Source organism: Hymenobacter busanensis, from assembly GCF_008727865.1.
In the GTDB taxonomy this organism is placed as follows: Bacteria; Bacteroidota; Bacteroidia; order Cytophagales; family Hymenobacteraceae; genus Solirubrum; species Solirubrum busanense.
Genome location: NZ_VTWU01000007.1, coordinates 223,729 through 244,500, shown reverse-complemented (window position 1 = coordinate 244,500; position 20,772 = coordinate 223,729). Strand labels below are relative to the sequence as shown.

The window sequence follows — 20,772 nt, the reverse complement described above, 5'->3', positions numbered from 1 at the left end:
CTAAAAAGGTTGTTTGCATAAAAGAAGGCGCACCCAGTGGGTGCGCCTTCCTTGTGTTGGGGCAGCTGCTTTTCAAAGCCGCGCCTGGCTTTCAGTGTTATGCCACGCCCGAGGCCGCCTGCGGCACCAAACCCTTGCGGCGACCCAGCTCGAGCAATAGGCCAAAGGCTTCCTCGTATTCGTTGCGCACTTTCCCGTCGAGAATGGCTTCCAGCAATGCCTCTTTCAGCTCGCCCACGGTGCGGGAGGGCGACAGGCCGAACGTCTGCATAATAACCTCGCCGGTAATGACGGGCTTGAAGTTGCGCAGGTGGTCCTTCTCTTCCACCTCTTTCAGCTTCTCTTCCACCCGTCCGAAATTGGTGAGGTAACGCGCCACGCGCTGGTGGTCTTTGCTGGTAATGTCGGCGCGGCAGAGCAGCATCAGGCGGTCGATGTCGTCGCCGGCTTCGAAGAGCAGGCGGCGCACGGCCGAATCGGTAACGGTTTCCTTGACCAAAGCAATGGGCCGCAGGTGCAGCTTCACCAGCTTCTGCACCATGCGCATTTCTTCGCCCAGGGGCAGTTTCAGCTCGGTGAAGATTTGCGGGGTCCACCGGGCGCCGCGGTCTTCGTGGCCGTGAAAGGTCCAGCCCACTTTGGGGTCGAAGCGCTTGGTGGCGGGCTTGGCAATGTCGTGCAGAATGGCCGCCCAGCGCAGCCACAGGTCGCCGCCGGCCGCTACCACGTTGTCGAGCACCTGCAGGGTGTGGTAGAAATTATCCTTGTGCGCGTGCTGCCCGCGTTTTTCCACGCCCTGCAGCTGAGCCATCTTGGGAAAGATGAGCGGCAGCAGCCCCGCGCTGAACAGCAGCTTGAAGCCGTAGCTCGGCTTTGGCGCCATGATGATCTTGTTCAGCTCGTCGGTAATGCGCTCCTGCGACACAATCTTGATGCGCTCCTTGTTGCGGCTGATGGCATCGAACGTGTCGGGGTCGATGTCGAAGTTCAGCTGCGTGGCAAAGCGCACGGCCCGCATCATGCGCAGCGGGTCGTCGGAGAAGGTAATATCGGGGTCGAGCGGGGTGCGAATGGTTTTGCGCTCCAAGTCGCCAATACCGTCGTAGCGGTCGACCAGCGCACCAAAATCCGGCGCGTTCAGGCTGATGCCTAAGGCATTGATGGTAAAGTCACGGCGGGCTAGGTCTTCTTCCAGCGTGCCGGCCTCTACCTCCGGCTTGCGGCTTTCAGCGCGGTAGCTCTCCTTCCGGGCTCCCACAAACTCCAGCTCAATCTCCGGCGTAGGCAGCATGGCGGTGCCGAAGTTCTTGAACACCGTCACGCGCGGCCGATTCGGCAGTTTCTGCCCCACGGCTTGCGCCAGCCGAATTCCGTCGCCCACGCATACCACGTCCACGTCCTTGCTCGGGCGACCCAGCACCAGGTCGCGCACGTAACCACCGATGACGTAGGCCGGGTAGTTCAACTCGGCGGCGGCATCGGCAATGGTGCGAAACAACGGCAAATCGGGCAGCGTGGGCGGCAGGTTCATGCGGGCAGGCAGGTGGTTGAGCCCGCAAAGGTAGCGCGAACGGGCGCGTATGTTGCAGCGCAGCGCCATGTAGCCCGGCGCTAATCGCGCAGCACCTCCAGCTGGCCGTTGGGCAGCACACGCACCACCCGCGAGGGCGCGGCGCGCGTTTCGTCGTCTTGGCGCAGGCCCACCACGTGGTCGGCACCGCGCACAATGACCGGCTCTATCTCCTTATAAATACCGGGCGTGGGCTGCCCGCTGACGTTGGCCGACGTGGAAACCAGCCCGTGCCCGAAACGGCGCAGGACTTTAAAGCAGAACTCGTCGTCGCGCACAATGCGCAGGCCCACGGTACCGTCCTCAGCCAGCAGGTTGGCCGCTACGTAGCGGCTGGCGGGCACTACGTAGGTGGTGGGGCGCTGTTGAGCGGCCAGCAGCTCGCTCAGGTTGGCGGGCACGGCGGCAGCGTAGCGGGCAAACATGGCTTCGTCGGCCACCAGCACAATGCACGATTTGCTGGCCGGGCGCTGCTTGAGTTGGTAGATCCGCTCTACCGCCCGCGGCGACTCCGCGTCGCAACCCAGTCCCCACACGGTATCGGTGGGGTACAGAATTACCTGCTGCAGGAGCAGGGCTTCGACGGCGGCTTCAACTTCTTGCTGGAAGTGTTTCATGAAATGGACGAACAAAAAAAGGCCAACGGCTGGAGTATACGGCTTCAGCCAGAATAATTAGTAAGATATTAACCTCAACTTTTGCCATCCGCTTGCAAGTGCTTTTCTTTAAGGAACAATAAAGCACTCAACCAAGATCTTTTACCTTTTTTCCACCCACACAGCCCTTACAGTATGCCCCACACTTTACGCGTTTCTCCTTCTGGGTCCGCACTAACATCCCCGCCGCGCTGGCGGGGCTGGCTGACAGCCCTGCTGTTGCTCGCAGCGGGAACGGCAGTAGCCCAGCCTACTACCTACTGCAATACCAACCTGGGCGACTGGTGCGGCACGGCCGACATTACCACCGTTGCCATTGCCAACACCTCGCTCAACAACGCCGGCACCACCTGTACCTCCACCGGCGGCAGTGGGTACACGCTGTACCCGGCCACGGGCAGCACCACGGCCACGTTGTCGCCGGGCGTTACCTACCAGCTGAGCGTAACGACAGCCGCGTCGGCCATCATTTCGGTGTGGCTCGACGCCAACCAGAACGGCACGTTCGAAGCTTCGGAGTGGACGCAGGTAACCACCTCTTCTACCGCCAACCAACCCGCTACAGTAGCTGTTACGGTGCCCGCCGCAGCTACCACCGGCCTCACGCGGATGCGCATTCGTTCCCGCTCGGCAGGCAACCCCAATGCCGCTACCGATGCCTGCACTTCCATGGGCTCGGGTGAAACCGAAGACTATGTAGTCAACATCGCACCGGCGGCGCCGTGCACCGCGCCGCCCACGGCCGGCACGGCCACGGCTAGTGTTACCAGCATTTGTGCTCCAACGGCCGTTATCCTTGGCCTGCAAGGCGCGTCGTTCGGCACGGGCCTGACGTACCAGTGGCAGCAGTCGAGCAACGGCACCACCTACACCAACATCACCGGCGCCACCAGCTCCACCTACACCACCCCGGCGTTGTCGGCCACCACGTACTTCCGTGCGGTCCTGACCTGCTCGGGCCAATCGGCTACTTCCGCGGCCGTGACCGTAACGCGCTCTGCGCCTACCTACGCGACCCTGCCCGTCAATGAAACGTTTGAAAGCGCTTGGATTAACGCTTGCGCCACCCGCGACGCGCCCAACAACAGCTGGCGCGGCACCCCCTCGCCGACCGACGCGGACGCCTCCTGGCGCCGCGACGACGACGGCACTTCGGCTGGCTGGCTCAGCCCGACGCTGGGGGCTTATACCCCGGCCGGTGCCGCGGGCAGTGCCCACTCGGCCCGTTTCCACACCTACAACGCAAGCACGGGTACCATCGGCTTCCTCGATCTGTACGTCAACCTGAGCACCCCTGGCGCCAAAGTGCTGACGTTCGACCACATCAACACCTCCGGTTCGGACACCCTCACGGTGCACCTCTCCACCGATGGCGGCGTAACGTTTGGCCCGGCCCTGTTGCGCGTGACCACGGCTGCGACCTGGACCAACCGCACGGTTACCTTGCCCGCTACCACTTCAGCCACGGCCGTTATCCGCCTGCGTGCCCGCTCCGACTTCAGCACCACCGACGTAGGGGTAGACAATGTGCAGATTGGCCTGAACACCACGGTGCCCAGCTGCGTGACCAACCTGTCGCCGGCCAACAACGCCACCGGCCTGCCCCGCCCGGTTACCATCTCGTGGGCTAGCGGCGGCGGTTTCCCCTCTGGCTACGATGTGTACTTCGGCACCACGGCCACGCCGCCGCTGGTATCGGCCAACCAAGTGGGCACTACCTACACGCCTACCGCGCTGGCTGCCAACACCACCTACTACTACCAGATTGTGCCCCGTAACGCCAACGGGGTGGCCACCGGCTGCACGGTTAACCAGTTTACGACCAGCGGCACGTTTGCTTACTGCAATACCAACCTGGGCGACTGGTGCGGCACGGCCGACATTACCCGGGTAACCATTGCCAACACCTCGCTCAACAACGCCAGCACCACCTGTAACTCGTCCAACGGCAGCAGCTACACTTCGTACCCGGCTTCGGGCAGCACCACGGGCACCCTTTCGCCCGGTTCTACCTACCAGCTGAGCGTAACGACGGCCGCGTCGGCCATCATTTCGGTGTGGGTCGACTACAACCAGAACGGCACGTTCGAAGCTTCGGAGTGGACGCAGGTAACCACCTCCTCCACCGCCAACCAACCCGCTACGGTAGCCATTACGGTACCGGCCGGTGCGTCGACGGGCCAAACCGGCTTGCGCATTCGTTCGCGTTCGGCCCTTAACCCCAACGGCGCGGGCGACGCGTGCACCTCGTTTGGCTCGGGTGAGGCCGAAGATTACATCATCACGATTGCACCGGCTGCTCCGTGCACCGCGCCGCCCACCGCCGGCACGGCCACGGCCAGCAACACCAGCTTCTGCACGCCTACTTCCGTAACCGTGGGCCTGCAAGGCGCGTCGTTCGGCACGGGCCTGACGTACCAGTGGCAGCAGTCGAGCAACGGCACCACCTACACCAACATCACCGGCGCCACCAGCTCCACCTACACCACGCCCGTACTGACGGCCACCACGTACTTCCGCGCTATCCTGACCTGCTCGGGCCAATCGGCTACTTCGGCAGCTGTAACCGTGGCGCTCAACGGGCCTACCTACGCGACCCTGCCGGTTACCGAGACGTTTGAAAGCAACTGGGTCGACGGCTGCGCTACCCGCGACCTGCCCAGCCTGAGCTGGCGCAACACCCCGTCGCCGACCGATGTAGACGCCTCTTGGCGCCGCGACGACGACGGTGCTTCGGCTGGCTGGACCAGCCCCACGTTTGGAGCTTACACGCCCACCGGCGCTACCGGCAGCGCGCACTCGGCCCGTTTCCACGGCTCCTACGGCACCAGCGGTACCGTTGGTACCCTCGACCTGTACGCCAACCTGAGCGCGGCCGGCCCCAAGCGCCTCACCTTCGACTACATCAACACGTCGGGCACCGACTCGGTGACGGTTCACCTCTCCACCGACGGCGGCGCCACCTTTGGCCCGGCCCTGTTGCGCCTGGGCGTAAGCGGTACGGTTGCGCAAGCTTTCCAGAGCCAAGCGGTAAACATCATCACCACGTCGGCTACAGCCGTCATTCGTTTCCGCGGACGCGCCGATTTCGGCAGCACCGATATCGGCATCGACAACGTGCGCCTCGAAACCACTTCGGGTTGCTTGTCGCCCACCAACCTTGCACTGGGCACCATCAGCGGTTCGTCGGCTCAAATCAGCTGGGCTTCGGCTGGCACGGGTACCTACGAAGTAGAGTACGGCCCGTCGGGCTTCACGCTGGGCACCGGCACCACCATTCCGGTTACCGGCACCTCCACTACCATCACCGGTCTGATCCAGGGCGTAACCTACCAGGCTTACGTTCGGCAAGTGTGCAGCCCAACTTCCAAGTCGGGCAATGCTGGTCCGATAACTATTTCGACCGGCGCTTGCCCCGTGCCCACGGCTTTGGGCGCTACGGGCATCACCAGCTCGTCGGCACTGCTTGAGTGGGCTGGTACCAGCGGCTCAACGGTAACCTTCAGTATCGAATACGGTATTTCGGGCTTCACCCAAGGTACCGGCACCGTGGTGTCGGGCCTGACGGGCACCACGACGACCATTTCGAACCTTGCAGCCAACACCAACTACTGCTTCTACGTGAAGCAGGTATGCGCCCCGGGTTCGGCCAGCACCAGTGCTGCTGCCGGTCCCTTCTGCTTCCGCACCAGCGCCGCACCGGCACTGAACGATGATCCTTGTGGCGCGCCTGCGCTGGCCCTCGGGTCGGTGGTGCAGAGCAACAACGCCGGGGCCACGGCCACGACGGTGGGCGGCATCCCGGCGCAGCTGCCGGCCTGCTCGCCGGCCAACGCGCCGCGCGACGTGTGGTACACGGTGACGGTGCCGGCCGGCGCCACGGGCCTGAGCCTGACGCTGACGGGCGCGGCCACGGGCATGGTGCGCCTCTACACGGCCGCCACGTGCTCGACCGGCTTCCAGCAGGTGGGCTGCCGCGCCGCGGCCACCAACCAGTCGGTGGGCACGGTCTCCTTCGCCGGCCTGACGGCGGGCACGACCTACTACGTGGCCGTCTCGGGCTTCGGCAACGCCGACACCCAGGGCGCCTTCACCATCAGCTCGGCCGTGCTGGCCGCTCGCCACGAGCTGGCCGTCGGCTCGGTCGACGTGTTCCCCAACCCCACCAACTCGGGCTCGGTTTCGGTACGCATCAGCGGTGCAGGCTCGGCCCGCAGCGGCAACGCCGTCCTCATCAATGCGCTGGGCCAGGTGGTACGCACCCAGGGTCTGACGTTGGTGAACGGCGCTGCGGAGCAGAAGCTTTCGACCACCGGCCTGAGCCGCGGTGTATACACGCTCCGCCTGCAAGTTGGGCAGGAGCTGATTACCCGTCAGGTAGTGCTTGACTAAGCCACTCCGCATTCCATCAAAAAAGGGCCGAACGTTTGTTCGGCCCTTTTTTATTGCCTGCTGACGAACAGGAATCCTTGCGGAGCTTACTCCACGTCCAAATCCGGCGACGACATTTCCTGACACAGTTCCACCAGCACGCCGTGGGCACTCTTCGGGTGCACGAAACACACCAGTTTGTTATCGGCGCCGCGCTTGGGCTCTTCGTTGAGCAGCGTGAAGCCCTGTTCCCGCAGCCGCGCCATGGTGGCCCGTATGTCGGCTACTTCGAACGCGACGTGGTGGATGCCCTCCCCTTTCTTGGCCACGAACTTGGTAATGGCGCTGTCGGGGGTAGTGCCACCGAGCAGCTCAATCTTCGAGCCGCCCACTTTGAAAAACACCGTATCGACCCCCTCGCTGGCTACGCTTTCGCGCTTGTAAGGCTCCATGCCCAGCAAGATGGTGTAGAGCTTGGTAGCCTCTTCGAGGTCCTGCACGGCCAGGCCGAGGTGTTCGAGGTTGGTAAACATGCGCGGTGGAAAAAGTCGCTGGGGCTCCTGCACCAACGTTGTTTAGATTGTGTCTACTTTTGTGCAGCAAAAGTAAACCTCCGACGGATTCTCGCTGTTCTAAGGGCGAATCATTCTCCGCTAGCTACCTTTACGCTGACGTTCACCAGCACCACGAAGCCCCATGCTGAAGCTGCCCATTTACCTCGACAACAACGCCACGACCCCTATGGATCCGCGTGTGCTCGAGGCCATGCTGCCCTATTTCACCGACCATTTCGGCAACGCGGCTTCGCGTAACCACCCCTTCGGCTGGCAAGCCGAGGAGGCTGTGGACTACGCCCGCGAGCAGATTGCGCAGCTCATCAACTGCGACCCGAAGGAGATTATCTTCACCTCGGGTGCGACAGAGTCGGATAACCTCGCCATCAAAGGTGTGTATGAGATGTACGCCCAAAAGGGCAACCACATCATCACCGCCACCACCGAGCACAAAGCCGTGCTCGATACCTGCAAGCACCTCGAGAAGCTGGGCGCCCGCGTCACCTACCTGCAGGTGAACGAGGAAGGCCTCATCAGCCTCGAGGAGTTGGAAGCTGCCATGACGCCCCAGACCATTCTGGTGACCATCATGTACGGCAACAACGAAATCGGCGTGTTGCAGGACATCCGCGCTATTTCGGCCATTGCCAAAAAGCACGGCGCGCTGTTCTTCACCGACGCTACCCAGGCCGTAGGCAAAGTTCCGGTAGACGTTATTGCCGACGGCATCGACCTGATGGCCTTTTCGGGCCACAAGATGTACGGCCCCAAAGGCATTGGCGCGCTGTACGTACGCCGCAAAAACCCGCGGGTGAAAGTAACCGCCCAGATGGACGGTGGCGGCCACGAGCGCGGCATGCGTTCGGGTACGCTCAACGTCCCCGGCATTGTGGGTTTGGGCAAAGCCTGTGAGCTGGCCCGCACCGACATGGAAGCCGATACCGCCCGCATCAGCGCGATGCGCGACCGGCTGGAGCGCGAGCTGCTGACGCTGGAGGAAAGCTACGTGAACGGTTCCCGGGAGCACCGCCTGCCGCACGTGACCAACATTTCCTTCAAGTACGTGGAAGGCGAAGGCCTGATGATGGGCGTGAAGGACTTGGCCGTGTCGTCGGGTTCGGCCTGTACCTCGGCGTCGCTGGAGCCCTCGTACGTGCTCAAGGCCTTGGGCCTGAGCGACGACCTGGCGCACTCTTCGTTGCGCTTCGGCCTGTCGCGCTTCACTACCGACGAGCAAATCGACTACGCCATCGGCCACGTAAAAGAAGCCGTGACCAAGCTCCGCGAGATGTCGCCGCTGTGGGAGATGTTCAAAGAAGGCATCGACCTCAACTCCATCGAGTGGGCCGAACATTAATAGTGCCTAGTGCTTGGTTGTTGGTGCTTGTCTCGTTCTGAGCCCCAACAACTGAGTACAGTTCTAAGCACTACGCACCAACAACTAAGCACTTCAACAAAAGCCATGGCTTACTCCGATAAAGTAATCGACCACTACAGCAACCCCCGCAACGTGGGCACGCTGGACAAGAGCAAGAAAAACGTAGGCACCGGCCTCGTGGGGGCCCCCGAATGCGGCGACGTGATGCGCCTGCAAATCGAGGTCGACGAGGTGACCAACGTCATTACCGATGCCAAGTTCAAGACCTTCGGCTGCGGCTCGGCCATTGCCTCGTCGTCGCTGGCGACGGAGTGGCTCAAGGGCAAGTCGGTAGACGAGGCCTTGAGCATCGACAACATGGAGATTGTGGAAGAGCTGGCGCTGCCGCCGGTGAAAATCCACTGCTCGGTGCTGGCCGAAGACGCCATCAAGGCTGCCATCAACGACTACCGCGTGAAAAACGGCCTGCCGGAACTGGAAGCCGCCAAAGCGCATCATTAATTGAAATTGCTAAATGGCTGAATGGTTAAGTGGCTGGTCGTTCTGATACCAGAACGATTGACCAGTTAGCAATTCAGCCATTTACCCATTTGCCCGATGGAAGTTTCCAACGACGTACACGTCGAAAGCGCCCGTATTCAGCGGCTGATTGAGGACACGCTGGGCTTGCAGCCCGGCAACCTGGTGTTCGATTTCCGCCAGATCGACGGGCAGGTGCGCCTGGATTTGATTACCGTCAACCCGCGCCACCAGCAGAGCTTCTTGTTTCGCTACGAAGTCGGCTACGACAAGCTCGACGCCCTGCGGAAGATGCTGGGCTACGTGCAGAACTTCCGCGACAGCGAAGCCTCCTACACCCTGCAGTGGCGCGCCCGCGGCGACAAAGAGCTGCAAACCTCCTACTTCCGTGCCCACAACGTGTACGAGGCCCTCGACAAGCTCTACTACGGCCGCGACCTGAACACCATCACCGTGTTCAGCGTGGTGCTGAATCCTTCTTCGTAAAAAGCTGTTCGCTACTAGCCGCTGGCTGTTAGCATCGTTCAAAGCTGATAGCCACCGGCCTTCAGCCAAAAACTACCGACATGATTACCGTTTCCGACAAAGCGAAAGAGAAAGTAGAGAAGCTCATGCACGATGCGGCTCTCACCGACGCGTTTCGTTTGCGCGCCTCCGTGGCCGGTGGCGGCTGCTCGGGCCTCTCCTACCAGCTCGATTTCGACGACGAAGTGCGCCCCATGGACCAGGAGTTCGAGGACAAAGGCGTGCGCGTGGTGGTCGACATGAAGAGCTTCCTGTACCTGGCCGGTACCGAGCTGGATTTCTCCGACGGCCTCAACGGCAAGGGCTTCTACTTCAACAACCCCAACGCCTCCCGCACCTGCGGCTGCGGCGAGAGTTTCTCGGTATAGCCCGTCGTAGGTTTTTCCCTTCGATTTTGGCCCCTTCAGCCCTGCGGCGGAAGGGGCTTTTTCCTGGGTGGCAGAGGACGTGGTGAACGATGCAAAAGCCGGTTGGGGGTTGCAAAGCTCGGTTGGGCACTGCAAAGGCCGGTTGAGCTGTGCAAAGGCCGGTTGAGCATGATGAAGCTTCGGCCACGGCTTGCAAAGCCGCGCGCATGCGTGTTGACGTGCCGGTTGAGCACAGCAAAGCCCCGGGAGCCACCTGCAACGGGGCGGGCAAGGCCTACAACGCGGCGGGCACCCGTGGCGAAGCGCCGGTACCGGGTTGCAAAGCCGCGGCTATGCCTGATTATGCTGCGCGCACCCGCGGGGAAGGGCAGTTACAGGCAGCCAAAGCGGGAGGTTGGTGGGAAACGGTGTTTTGGCTACCTTCACCCCAATCCTTACTGCTATTGCCGTATGAAAAATGACTTGGTAGAATCGCGCCTGCGCCGCGACACCGCCCTCGATGCTTTCTTGGCCGCCGAAGTCGACCATTACACCGACATCGAAGACGATGTAGCCCCTTTGCGGCAACAGCTGCACCAGGCCCTGGCGCAGGCCGATGCCCTCACCGATCAGGTGCTGAACGCCGATAACGACAACGCCCCGGCCCGCAAAAAGGGTCTGCGCAACCAGCTCACCCTGTTGCTCCGTCGCCTCACGGTAGCCTTGCAGGCCGTGGCATCCAGCACCAACGATAACCGCCTGCTGGCGCTGTCGGGCCAAGTCAGCAACCTTCGCCGCCTCTCCGACGCCTCGTTTGTGGAAGAAGCCCGCCGCCTGCTGAGCTTTGCCCCCGAGCGCAGCGGCCCGCTGAGCAAGCGCCGCTTTCTGCCTGACCACTACCAACAGGCCATGGCCCTCTACAACGAGCTGCGCCGCGCTGCCCCCGAAGCCCGCCTTACCGATGCCGACGGCAGTTCTGGCCGCCAGGCACTCGAACGCCTCATCAAGCAGAATGCCCGAACCATCGAGCAGTTGCGCACCTTTTTCCGCATCTACGAGCAGGACGAGCCCGAACTGTGGAGCCGGTTTCAGGCCGCGGCCAAGGTAGTGAAACGCGGCAGCGCCGAAGGCGCTACGCCGGCCTAGCGGGTGTCGGCTCGCTCCGCCACGTAGTCACGCAAAAGCCCCCTTCCGGCTGAACGGAAGGGGGCTTTTGCGTGGTAGCCGCGCTGTTTCGGCTTAGTTCTGGTGGATGATTTTCTGTACGGTGCGCTGGCCGCCCTGGGTCAGCTCCAGCAGATAGGTTCCCGCGGGCACTGTTTTCAGCTCGATGGGCGCTTCGGCGCTGGCGGTGCCGTGCCGCAGGCTGCGGCCCTGCAGCGTGAGGAGGCGCCACTGCAGGGGCTCGGTGCCGGCGGGCAGCCGGATGATCCCCTGCGAGGGGTTAGGGTAGCCCACTTCCGGGGCTTTGGCGGTTTTCACCAGCACCACGGCTGAGAGGGTGGCGGTGCCGTCGAGGTCGACCTGGCGCAGGCGGTAGTACTGCGCGCCGGCCGCCGGGGCTTTGTCGAGGAAGGTGTAGCTGAGCTGACTGCTGCTGCTGCCGGCTCCCTTCACCGTGCCAATGGTTTGAAACTCGCCTCCGTCGCGGCTGCGCTGGATATCAAAATGGTCGTTGTCTTTCTCCGAGGCCGTGGCCCACTTCAGCAGGTTACCACCGGCTTGCGCCGCCGCCGTAAACGAGGTCAGTTCCACGGGCAAGGTATTGCCGGGGTTGGCCCCCAGCACCACGTTGTCGATGGCCCAGGTTTCTTCTGCGTTGTTGTTTACCAGAACGAGTTGTAACGCTGCTTGGACAGTACCAGCGGGCAAGTTTACCCGCACGGTGCTATAGCCGGTGCCAATATTATTTCCGCCTGATGGTGCGGGAACAACCGCTGGGACATTATTGCCATTATAAGTGGTGGTGGCTGTTCCACTAGCAGTGTAAGTCCAGGTAACGTCGCGGTTGTTTCGGTTGCCACTTCCATCGCCCGTCCCGAAACCAGTAATTCGCAGTTCATCGGAGAAGGTACCTGCTCCCCCACCAGTCGTACTTACTCGTACGAGCACGTAATCGGTTTCATCCATGCCTTGGTTGCTGGTTCCGAGGGCAGCCAACCGAAACGTGATATACCCTCCCAGGCTTGGATTGGTGAAGGTGCGGTTCTGGAAGGTGAGGGTTTGGGTGCTGTTGTTTACACCGCCCCCATTTCCGCTAACGCCATACGTGGAGGCCACTGCCACGGTGCCGCCGCTGTAGGTATACTGCGGTGTACCGGCGGCCCGGTCGAAATCCTGGGTGGTGGTAGTTTGGGCTTGCGCGGCTAAAGGGCACAGGGCAATGACTGAGGCGATGCAGGCAAGCCGTAATCGAGGTGTGTGTGGCTGGTACATAGAAGAGCAGGTTGGGTAATCAAAAGGCAAACTTACGCTTGTAATATACAAATAATAAATTATATTATTTTGCATATCCCTATATACATCAGCTCAGGTTAAGCCGGCTATTGGCTACTGCTCCATTATATACAGCGTGGGTGTTGCTGAATAAAGTCAATTGAGTAGGCACAACATGGTTCTTGCGCAAAGCCCTCAAACAGCTCATTGATAGGAGTAGAATCAGCGCAGGTGCACAACCTTGTGGCTTTCGCGTTGGGTGCCGCGGCGCAACTCCAGGGTGTAAGTGCCCACCGGGAAGCGCGTAAAGCTGATGTCGAGCGCGCCGGTGGCGGTGCCCTGTTGTAACAACTGCCCTTTGGCGTTCAGCAGACGCCACGGCAGGGCTTCGGCGCCAAGGTCCAGGTGCATTTTGTCGTATACCGGCTCCGTTATGGGGTTGGCTGCCACCGCGCCGGCTTTGGGTACTGCTACCGAGGGCCAGAGCGTACTGGTGCCCTTCGTGGAAAGCAGGCGCAGGCGGTAGTACGCCTCGGCTGCGGGCGAGGCGGCGTCGTGGTAGGTGAAAACCGCCGAGGAGTTGCTTGCAGCGGGCACCACGCCAATGGGGGCAAACGTTTGGCCGTCGGCGCTGCGCTGCACCTCGAAGTGCCCCACGGCTTTGCCCGGCTCGGCTACCCAGGTAATCTGCACCCCGTTGGGATGCCGCGCGGCGCGTAGCGAAGTCGGCCCGGCCGCCGCAGCGCCCCCAGTACCTGCAGATGCGAAGGCCGTCACTCCCATTTCGGTGGCTTGCCCAAAGCCCAGCAACGGCACGAACAACAAGTGCATTGCCCATAGCTGAACAACGCGCAATACGGAAACAGCGAAAGTTGACATGGTGAAAGCGGCAGCTAATTCGACATAATAATACAAATAAATAACGATATAATTACAATATATTCTACAATTCTTTATTCTCCAAGTGCATTACACTATAGTTCCTGGTTAAGCCGCTGTTCACGCCAGCACATACCTGCTCGACGCACACAGCAACTCCCAGAACCATCAGCGCAGGTGCATGATCTGTTGCACGGTCCGCTGGCTCCCGCTGCGCAATTCCAGTGCGTATACCCCAGCGGGCAACGCGCTCATGTCTAACTCAACGGGTGCTGCAGTGCTGCCACTTCGCAGCAGCTGGCCGCGCACGTTCAGCAGGCGCCAGGAAAGCACCTGGCTGCCGGGCTGCAGATGCAAACTCTCAAATGCCGGGTTCGGATAAGCCACGGCATCCAGCTTGCCGGCAGCCGCTACTGCCACGGCCGCCGAGGTGGTGGCCGTGCCGTCGAAATCGACCTGGCGCAGGCGGTAGTACAGGAACGTAGCGGGCGCACCGCCGTCGAGCCAGGTGTAGGCATGCTCGTTGGCGCTGGTACCGGCGGCTTCTACGGTGCCCACGGTTGCAAAGTGCTTGCCGCCGTCGAGGCTGCGCTCGACCTCAAATTGGGCACTGTTCTTCTCCGAGGCGGTGGCCCACGCCACCCGCACTTGGCCGTGCTGGCGCACCGCGGCAAACGACTTCAGCACCACAGGCAGCGGGTTGCCACCGGGGGCTCCCGACGGATCGGTACTGGCCAGCACGAAGTTGCCGCCCGAGGTGAAGTTGACCGTGGAGAGGATATTGCCGGCTGGGGCGCTGTTGCCCGTGCCGCCCAAATCGACCCAACTTCCGTTCTGACTCTTGGCAATGCGCAGTTTGGAAGGGTCGTCTACTCCGTCTCCCACGCCGTAGTCGAGGCGGATGGTGGCGGTTTGCAGGTTATTGGGCTGGCTGCTGCTGATGGTGTAGTACCGAATGGACGATACCCGCTTGATGCTGCCCGTCATGGGCAAGGCGGGCGGCGCCCCTACCACAATGGCGGCCGTATAGGTGGTGTTGGCCGAGTTGCTGTGCGTCACAGTCAGCGTGAGCGGCCGGTAGCCTTCTATGCTACCGAAGGGAAACGTGAGCGTGGCAGTAGCGGTGGTGTTGATGGTGCGGGCTACGGGGCCGCGCACGTAGCTGGTGCTGTTGGCGGTAATCACCCCATCGAAGGGAATCGAGAGGATGTTGGTGGGGGTGGTGGCCAGCTGGCCGCTGGTCAGCGTCAGGGCGCGTTGCACCGTCAGGGGTACGTTCAGCTGCACACCGGCGGGATTGTTTATCACCAGCGTCACGTCCATGCCCAGCATCAGCGGGCTGATGCCGCTGATGATTTGCAGCGTGCTGCCGTTCAGGGTAAGCGTCGTTGGAACGGACGGGTTGAAATTCAGGTTGCCGCCGTTCTTTTTCAAATCGCCGCCAATGCTGACGCCGCCGGAAGAGTTGAACGCGCACGAAGCGGCATTGGCGGCAGTCAGCTCCAGGTTATTCAGTACCGTCAGGGTGCCGCTGCCGTTGAGGTTATTGAGGCTGCCGCTGGGGGCCTCTATCAGTAGGTTGCCGTAGGTGCGGCCCAGCACGCTGATGTTGTTGTTGCTGCTCTTGTAGTAGTAGGTGCTGCCGCTCTGAAACTCGACGGCCGGCGTGGCCCCGGTTCCGAAGGGATTAATCCCATCTTCCTGAATAAATGTAGAGCCGCTCTGAAAGACCGCCACGGTCCCGGTGGCCGGGCTGCCAAACGGGTAGCCGTCCGACCCGTTGGCCATTTGCAGCGTGCCACCGGCACCAAATAAAACGGACCCAGCCGGGCCCGTGATGCGGTGTTCAGAAATCTGGTTGTTGCCATTGCCAGCGGTATTCTCAAAGACTATGGTTCCATTTATGAGTCCGGTGGTACCGGTAGCCAGGTTGATTGTCAGCTCATCGTTGCGGGTAGTGGCATTGACGTGCACCGTGGCGTTGTTTTCCACCACCAGGTCGGGGCCGGTACTGCCGTTGATGCTAATGGTACGGTCGGCGCCATTCACAAAGAGCTTGGCGTTTACCCCGTTCTTAAACTGCAGCTGCCCCGCGTTTATCGTGACGTTGGGGTCCAGCGTAACGGTGGGCGTGGCCGTGACATAGCCATCAAATACCAGAACGTCGTTTGGGTTGGCTAGTGTCCGGACGGGACTCCAGCTCCCAGAAGCGCTGAAATTACCGGATGCGACATTCCAGGTGTAAGTGCCTTGCGCCTGGCTGGCCAGTGGATAGGCCCACATGGCAAACAAAAGAAACAGACTGGCAAATGGCGGATTGATGCGGAGGCGGAAAGTGCAAACCATAACTGCAAACGACTATGTGACAGATGCTTCTACTCTAAATATAACCTTAGCCGCAAAGTGAATCTTGTTATCACGTACAATTATTTATAAGAATTATATAATATATCGGTAGTGCAAACAAAAAAGCCCCGCCGGTTGGGCGGGGCTTTTTCTAACCCGGTTGAGAAACCGCAGTGGCTACTGCTTCACAAACTTCTGCGTGTGGCGCTGGGTATCGGTGCGGGTTTCGAGGTAGTATACACCGGCCGGCAGGCGCGTCACGTCCAGCGTGGTGGTGCCGGTAGTGGTGCCGTGCAGCAGTGCCTGGCCGAGGCCGTTGCGGATCTGCCACTGTACGCCAGCGGCGGTTTGCAGCGTGAGGCGGTCGGTGGTGGGGTTGGGGTACAGGGTTACCGGTGCCTTGCTCTCCCCTCCTACTACCACAATGGCCGACAGCTTGGCCGTGCCGTCGATATCGACCTGGCGCAGGCGGTAGTAGGCCGTGCCGCTGCTGGAGCCGATGCTGCCACCGAACTGCGGACGGGTGGCATCCACAAAGCGGTAGTCGGTGGGGCTGGCGGTGCTGCCCTGACCTTTTACCTCGCCGACGCGGCTGAACTCGCGGCCGTCGAGGCTGCGCAGTACTTCAAACCGGTCGTTGTTCTTTTCCGACGCCGTGGTCCAGCGCAGCAGCGTGCCCTCGGCGGTCAGCTCACCGGTAAACGATTTCAGCTCCACTGGCAGCGGGTTTTCCGAAGCGGCCGTAGCTACCGTAGCCAAAGCAAAGTCGCCCAGGGCCGTGATGGTCGAGGCAATGGTACCGCCGGCCGGAGCGCCCGTGGTGGTGGGCGTAGCGCTTACCTCGGTGAAGGCTCCACCCGACGACCGACCAATGCGCAGCGACGCCAGGTCCGTCACACCGTCGTTGGCGCCAAAGCTCAGCGTGAGCGTGCCGGTGGTGAACGTAGCGCCTTCGCTGCTCAGGGTGAAGTAGCGGATGCTGGAAGTACGCGTCAGCGGCGACGTAGCGGCGCGGGTTTCCGGCGACGTGCGGTCGATTTGGCGGGCGGTGTAGGCCGTAACCACGGCGGCAGCCTGCGTCAGGTCGAGGGTGAGCGGACGGAAATGGCCGCGCACGCTGCCCAGCGGGAAGGTGAACGAAGCCGTGGTTGCGGCAGGCGTCGTCAGCGTCAGCGCATTCACGAAGCTATTAGCGTTGCCACCAACAACCGTCGTAACAATGGCGCGTTCGGAACCCGAGAACAGCAAGGAGCCTTGCGTGAGCGTGAGCGTGCCAATGGTCAGGGTGCTACCAACCGGAATCAGAGTGTTGGCGCTACGGTTCAGGGTAAGGGCAGCCAAGGTACTGCCAGCAGTAGCCGTGAAGTTGAGTGTACCGATGTTACCCGTACCCGTGAAGACCAAGCTGCTGGAAGCGGATCCTTGAATTTTGGCTACAGCCGCCGCTCCAGTGGTGACCGTTCCGTTGATGGTGAGCGTCTTGCCGTTCAGCACCAAGGTGCCGGCAGTTAGGTTCAGGTTATTGACCGCCACGTTCGTGCTGCCCAACGTCAGTGTTGAGGCGAGGCCCGAGGGGTTAATCGTGAGCGTGCCCAAGGTTTCGCCGGCCCCCAGGTACAGTAGCCCAGAGTTTGAGGTATTCGTTTTGCTGATGATTACGGAACCTGTGCTGGTGTTGGTCAGCACGCCAGTACCCGAGAAAGAGGCGGAGCCCGTCAGCGTAACCGTGTTGGCGTTAATTGCCAGGGAAGTTCCGGAGTTCTGCGTCAGGTTGCCGCTCGTGGAATTGCCCAGCACCAGGTTGGTGCTGCCGCCCGTAGTCGATAGTACTGCGCCGGCCGTGTTATTGTTGATGAGGCGGAACAGGGTAATAGCGGTACCGTTGCCCGTCAGCGTTTGCACGCTGTTGCCATCCAACTGAAGCGTAAATAGGTTGGCAGTTGCAGCAAAAGTCACCGTGCCAAGCTGGGTGTAGTTGCCGTCGAGGCTGATGATGGTAAACGGAGTGGAGCTAGTGCCCCCCAAACCGCTCACGTTTTCTACCGTGAGGTTGCCGCGGACCGTGATGGTGCCGCCCGCAAACGTCTTGGTGCCGTTGGTCAGCTTCAGGTTACCGTAGCCGGGCGAAGCCAGCACCGGCACCACGTACGTAGCCGATTGCGCATAATTAATCGTGCTCGTCCCATCCACGGTGCCGAGGGTGTAGGTCGGGGCGGTATTGAGCACCGTCAGCAAGCTGCCGGCGTTCAGGTCCAGGGTACCGGTGTAGTTGGCCGCGGCCGGAATGATCAGTTCGGCACCATTGGCTACCGCCAGTTTAGAACCGGCAGCCGACAAGGTGAAGTTGCTGACAAAGGTGCGGCCGGTCCCTGTAACCACGTAGGTAATGCCGGGGGCCGTGAAGTCGTCGGGCGAGGAACCCGTACCGTCGGCGTTTTCGGCGTAGGTGGTGGCCAATCCGATGTCACCCGTCGCCTTGGCGTAGTACACCGTAGGCGCCACGCCCGTCGAGAAGGTATTGGTGCCGGGAATCGTGGTGAGGTAGTTCTCCAGGCCTGCGGTGCCGTTGTCGTTGTAGGCGTAGGCTTCCAGCGTGAAGTTGGTGCCCGAAGGCAGGCCCGTTACGGTGAAGGTATTGGGGGCCGAGCCAGTAGGGCCGGCGTAGACTACGTAGTTGCCCATGCCCGTTACCGAACCGGTGCCGGTGCTGCCGTACGTGGTGTTGCCCACGTAAGTATTGCCATCGGCGGGGGCTACTGCCGCCACCGAGGTAGCACGGAGCACCACCACCTGCTTGGCACCGTCGCCGCCGTTCACGCTCACATCGGCGCGGGTAAACAGGACGTTGGAGCTGCTAACCGTAGGCTGCGCAGTGGGTTCGGCCGCCAGCGTAGGCGCCGCGCCGCAGAACGCCGCGAAGTCGTCGATGTTCAACTGGTTCAGCGAAGGATCAGCGCTGCGTTCAAAGCGAATCAGCACGCTTGGGCGCAACTGGTAAGCCGCCAGGTCAACGGTCTTCTTTTGGAAAGAGGTAGAAATATCAGCCAAAACGAAAGTAGCCACAGTTGCGAAGGTCACGCCGTTATCCGTCGACGCTTTCACCAAAATGCCACGCTCGTTGAGACTGCTGCTGCGCGTGATGTAGAATTCCACTGACTTGGGATAGGCCAGCGAAGGGGTAGTCAGCGTTTGGCCCGGAGCTGAAAATTGAGCTGAACCGGCCGAGCTGTTGCGGGTAGTGCCGGTACCTTGAGTAACGCCGCTGGCCGACCAGCCCGAGGGCGGGAACGTGCCATCAAACGACTCGGCCAAGCAAGGTGCCTGCGTTACCGTGAACGTCAGCGCGGCGGAGGTGCCACCGCCCGGAGCGGGGTTGGTCACCGTCACGTTGTAGCTGCCCGGCGTCGTCAGCAAAGAAGCCGGCACCGTGGCAGCAATCTGCGTGCCCGACGACGCTGTGGTGGCCAGGGCCGTGCCGCCGAAGTTGGCCACCGACACCCCGTTAATAAAGCCCGTTCCCGTCAGATTCAGGGTGAAACCGGCGCTGCCGGCTACTGCCGTGTTAACGGACTGTGCGGTCAGCGTGGGCGCAGGGTTGTTTACGCTAATCACGGCCTCATTGCTCGTCACGGCGCCGCAGCCGGGGAAGTTAGAAACTGCCACCACGTAGTAGGTGCCAGTTGCAGCGAAACGAGGCGTGTAGGTAGCACCGGTTTGGGTCGGCGAGAAGTCAGCGTAGGGGCCGCCCTGGGTAGTCGAGAACTGCCACTTGCGCGAGGTGGCCGTGGGGGTTTCAGTGGTACCCAGCACCGTGCCGTTGGTATTCACCAGGATGGTCTGCGTGGTGTTGCCCGTGAGCGTAACCGTGGGGTTGCTCACGATGCTGAGCGAGGCCGAGGTACCGGAACTGGTGGTTACCGGGTCGCTGGAAATTACGCGCACTTTGTAGCCCGAGCCGGTGGGCGTGCCCGCCGGAATGGGCAGGGTCAGGGTTTGGGCCGTGGTGCTGGTATTGGAAACCGATACCGTGCTGACGGGCGTCGCGAACGAGCCGCTGGCGTTGGAGAGCTGCACCGTGAAGATGTTGCCCGCATTGAACGTACCCGACGCCGTGAACGTCACGTCTACCGAAGTGGCCGTGGTAGCGCACAATGTGCCGCTCGGGAACGTGGGCGTATTGATGGTGCCGCTCGGCGGAGGCGTTACCGTAATAACGGCTTCGTTGCTGGTTACGGCGCCGCAGCCGGGGAAAGTCGATACCTCTACCACGTAATAGGTGGCTGCCGAGCTGAAGTTCGGCGTGTAGGTAGTACCGGTTTGGGCGGGCGTAAAGTCAGCGTAGGGGCCGCCTTGGGTAGTTGAGAACTGCCACTTGTGGGCCGTAGCCGAGATTGGGCTATCGGTGTAGCCCAGCGCCGTACCGTTGGTATTTACCTGAATCGTCTGCGTAGTAGTGCCCGTCAGCGTAACCATGGGGTTGTTCACGATGGTGAAGGCCGACGAGGCCGAGCCAGTGACGGGCGTCCCGCCGTTGTCGTTTACTACCCGCACCTTGTAGCCGATGCCGCTGGTGGTGCCGGCCGGAATAGTGGCCGTGATGGACGAACCAGCCGTTTGGCTAACAGTGGTGAGTGTAGTTGGCGTGGCAGCAAAAACACCGCTGGCGTCCGACAACTGCACCGAATACGTGCCGCTGATGGTGCCCGAGGTTGTGTAATCTACAGTGATGTCGCTGGCCGAAGTAGCGCAGACGGGGGCGCCGGTTATGGCGCCGGTGGTGATAGAAGGTCCTGTAACTATGGCTGTACCGCTCAGTTTGAGGTTATCAATGCGGTTATTACTGGTTGCAGCAGTAGAACCAGTAAAAGTAATCCGGACCTTGAAATTAGCATTGTTGTTCGCTTGCGTAATGCTTGATAAGTCAACGGTTTGCGTAGCAAAGCTAGATGGCAATGAGCTTATAGAAGTGACGTTTGTAAATGTTGTTCCATCTGTCGAGTAGTCAATGGTATGGGTTGTAAAACCTGTACCGGTTCTTTGAGCAGCATATGTCAGAATCAAACTGTTATATCCCGTTGTCGGTATGCTCAGGGTAATTGACTTTCCATTGTTGACGTTTGACGTACCTCCTTGCGGGGAGAAAGTAAATCCTGCAACAACGCTGGGCTCTGCATTTGTGGTTGTGCCACCA

General features: G+C 61.2%; 14 protein-coding genes. 7 read left to right on the top strand and 7 right to left on the bottom strand.

The window, feature by feature from the left end:
* Nucleotides 1–97 precede the first annotated feature (97 nt).
* Together F0P96_RS18345 and F0P96_RS18340 are read right to left on the bottom strand one after the other, a co-directional pair.
* Nucleotides 98–1,531 (bottom strand): CCA tRNA nucleotidyltransferase, encoded by a 1,434-nt coding sequence (locus F0P96_RS18345; RefSeq protein ID WP_151080427.1) that lies wholly within the window; start codon nucleotides 1,529–1,531, stop codon nucleotides 98–100.
* Nucleotides 1,532–1,611: 80 nt separating this feature from the next.
* On the bottom strand, nucleotides 1,612–2,187 hold the full coding sequence (locus F0P96_RS18340) for an L-threonylcarbamoyladenylate synthase (RefSeq protein WP_151080426.1): 576 nt from the start codon (nucleotides 2,185–2,187) through the stop codon (nucleotides 1,612–1,614).
* A 174-nt stretch (nucleotides 2,188–2,361) separates the two neighbouring features.
* Between F0P96_RS18340 and F0P96_RS18335 the strand changes: the two genes are divergently transcribed.
* A complete protein-coding gene (locus tag F0P96_RS18335) occupies nucleotides 2,362–6,618 on the top strand; it encodes a beta strand repeat-containing protein (RefSeq protein ID WP_151080425.1) in 4,257 nt (1,418 codons plus the stop codon).
* An 86-nt stretch (nucleotides 6,619–6,704) separates the two neighbouring features.
* Here F0P96_RS18335 and mce read toward each other — a convergent pair whose 3' ends face one another.
* On the bottom strand, nucleotides 6,705–7,130 hold the full coding sequence (gene mce, locus F0P96_RS18330) for a methylmalonyl-CoA epimerase (RefSeq protein WP_151080424.1): 426 nt from the start codon (nucleotides 7,128–7,130) through the stop codon (nucleotides 6,705–6,707).
* A gap of 163 nt (nucleotides 7,131–7,293) precedes the next feature.
* On the opposite strand from mce, the gene F0P96_RS18325 reads away from it, so the two are divergent.
* From F0P96_RS18325 to F0P96_RS18305, 5 genes are all read left to right on the top strand, one after another.
* Complete coding sequence (locus F0P96_RS18325; RefSeq protein ID WP_276529398.1) at nucleotides 7,294–8,508, top strand: IscS subfamily cysteine desulfurase; 1,215 nt, start codon at nucleotides 7,294–7,296, stop codon at nucleotides 8,506–8,508.
* 105 nt (nucleotides 8,509–8,613) lie between these two features.
* Nucleotides 8,614–9,030 carry a Fe-S cluster assembly scaffold IscU gene (gene iscU, locus F0P96_RS18320; RefSeq protein ID WP_151080423.1) on the top strand — a complete coding sequence of 139 codons (417 nt, stop codon included), beginning with the start codon at nucleotides 8,614–8,616 and terminating at the stop codon, nucleotides 9,028–9,030.
* Between the two features lie 96 nt (nucleotides 9,031–9,126).
* On the top strand, nucleotides 9,127–9,534 hold the full coding sequence (locus tag F0P96_RS18315; RefSeq protein WP_151080422.1) for an ATP-grasp domain-containing protein: 408 nt from the start codon (nucleotides 9,127–9,129) through the stop codon (nucleotides 9,532–9,534).
* 80 nt (nucleotides 9,535–9,614) lie between these two features.
* Nucleotides 9,615–9,941, top strand: a complete 327-nt coding sequence (locus tag F0P96_RS18310) for a HesB/IscA family protein (protein ID WP_151080421.1) — start codon at nucleotides 9,615–9,617, stop codon at nucleotides 9,939–9,941.
* Nucleotides 9,942–10,391: 450 nt separating this feature from the next.
* Nucleotides 10,392–11,066 (top strand): hypothetical protein, encoded by a 675-nt coding sequence (locus tag F0P96_RS18305; RefSeq protein WP_151080420.1) that lies wholly within the window; start codon nucleotides 10,392–10,394, stop codon nucleotides 11,064–11,066.
* 93 nt (nucleotides 11,067–11,159) lie between these two features.
* On the opposite strand, the gene F0P96_RS18300 is transcribed toward F0P96_RS18305, so the two are convergent.
* From F0P96_RS18300 to F0P96_RS18285, 4 genes are all read right to left on the bottom strand, one after another.
* Nucleotides 11,160–12,356, bottom strand: a complete 1,197-nt coding sequence (locus F0P96_RS18300) for a T9SS type A sorting domain-containing protein (RefSeq protein ID WP_160619856.1) — start codon at nucleotides 12,354–12,356, stop codon at nucleotides 11,160–11,162.
* 222 nt (nucleotides 12,357–12,578) lie between these two features.
* A complete protein-coding gene (locus tag F0P96_RS18295; protein ID WP_151080418.1) occupies nucleotides 12,579–13,187 on the bottom strand; it encodes a T9SS type A sorting domain-containing protein in 609 nt (202 codons plus the stop codon).
* A gap of 216 nt (nucleotides 13,188–13,403) precedes the next feature.
* The gene (locus tag F0P96_RS18290; RefSeq protein WP_151080417.1) at nucleotides 13,404–15,581 is read right to left on the bottom strand and encodes a T9SS type A sorting domain-containing protein; all 2,178 of its coding nucleotides are present in this window, start codon (nucleotides 15,579–15,581) and stop codon (nucleotides 13,404–13,406) included.
* Nucleotides 15,582–15,758: 177 nt separating this feature from the next.
* Entirely contained in the window at nucleotides 15,759–20,261 is a 4,503-nt protein-coding gene (locus tag F0P96_RS18285; protein ID WP_160619852.1) for a T9SS type A sorting domain-containing protein, read from the bottom strand.
* 46 nt (nucleotides 20,262–20,307) lie between these two features.
* Here F0P96_RS18285 and F0P96_RS21085 point away from each other — a divergent pair, with 46 nt between their 5' ends.
* Nucleotides 20,308–20,583: a hypothetical protein gene (locus tag F0P96_RS21085; RefSeq protein WP_160619850.1), complete on the top strand. Its 276-nt coding sequence runs from the start codon at nucleotides 20,308–20,310 to the stop codon at nucleotides 20,581–20,583.
* The last annotated feature ends 189 nt before the right edge of the window (nucleotides 20,584–20,772 follow it).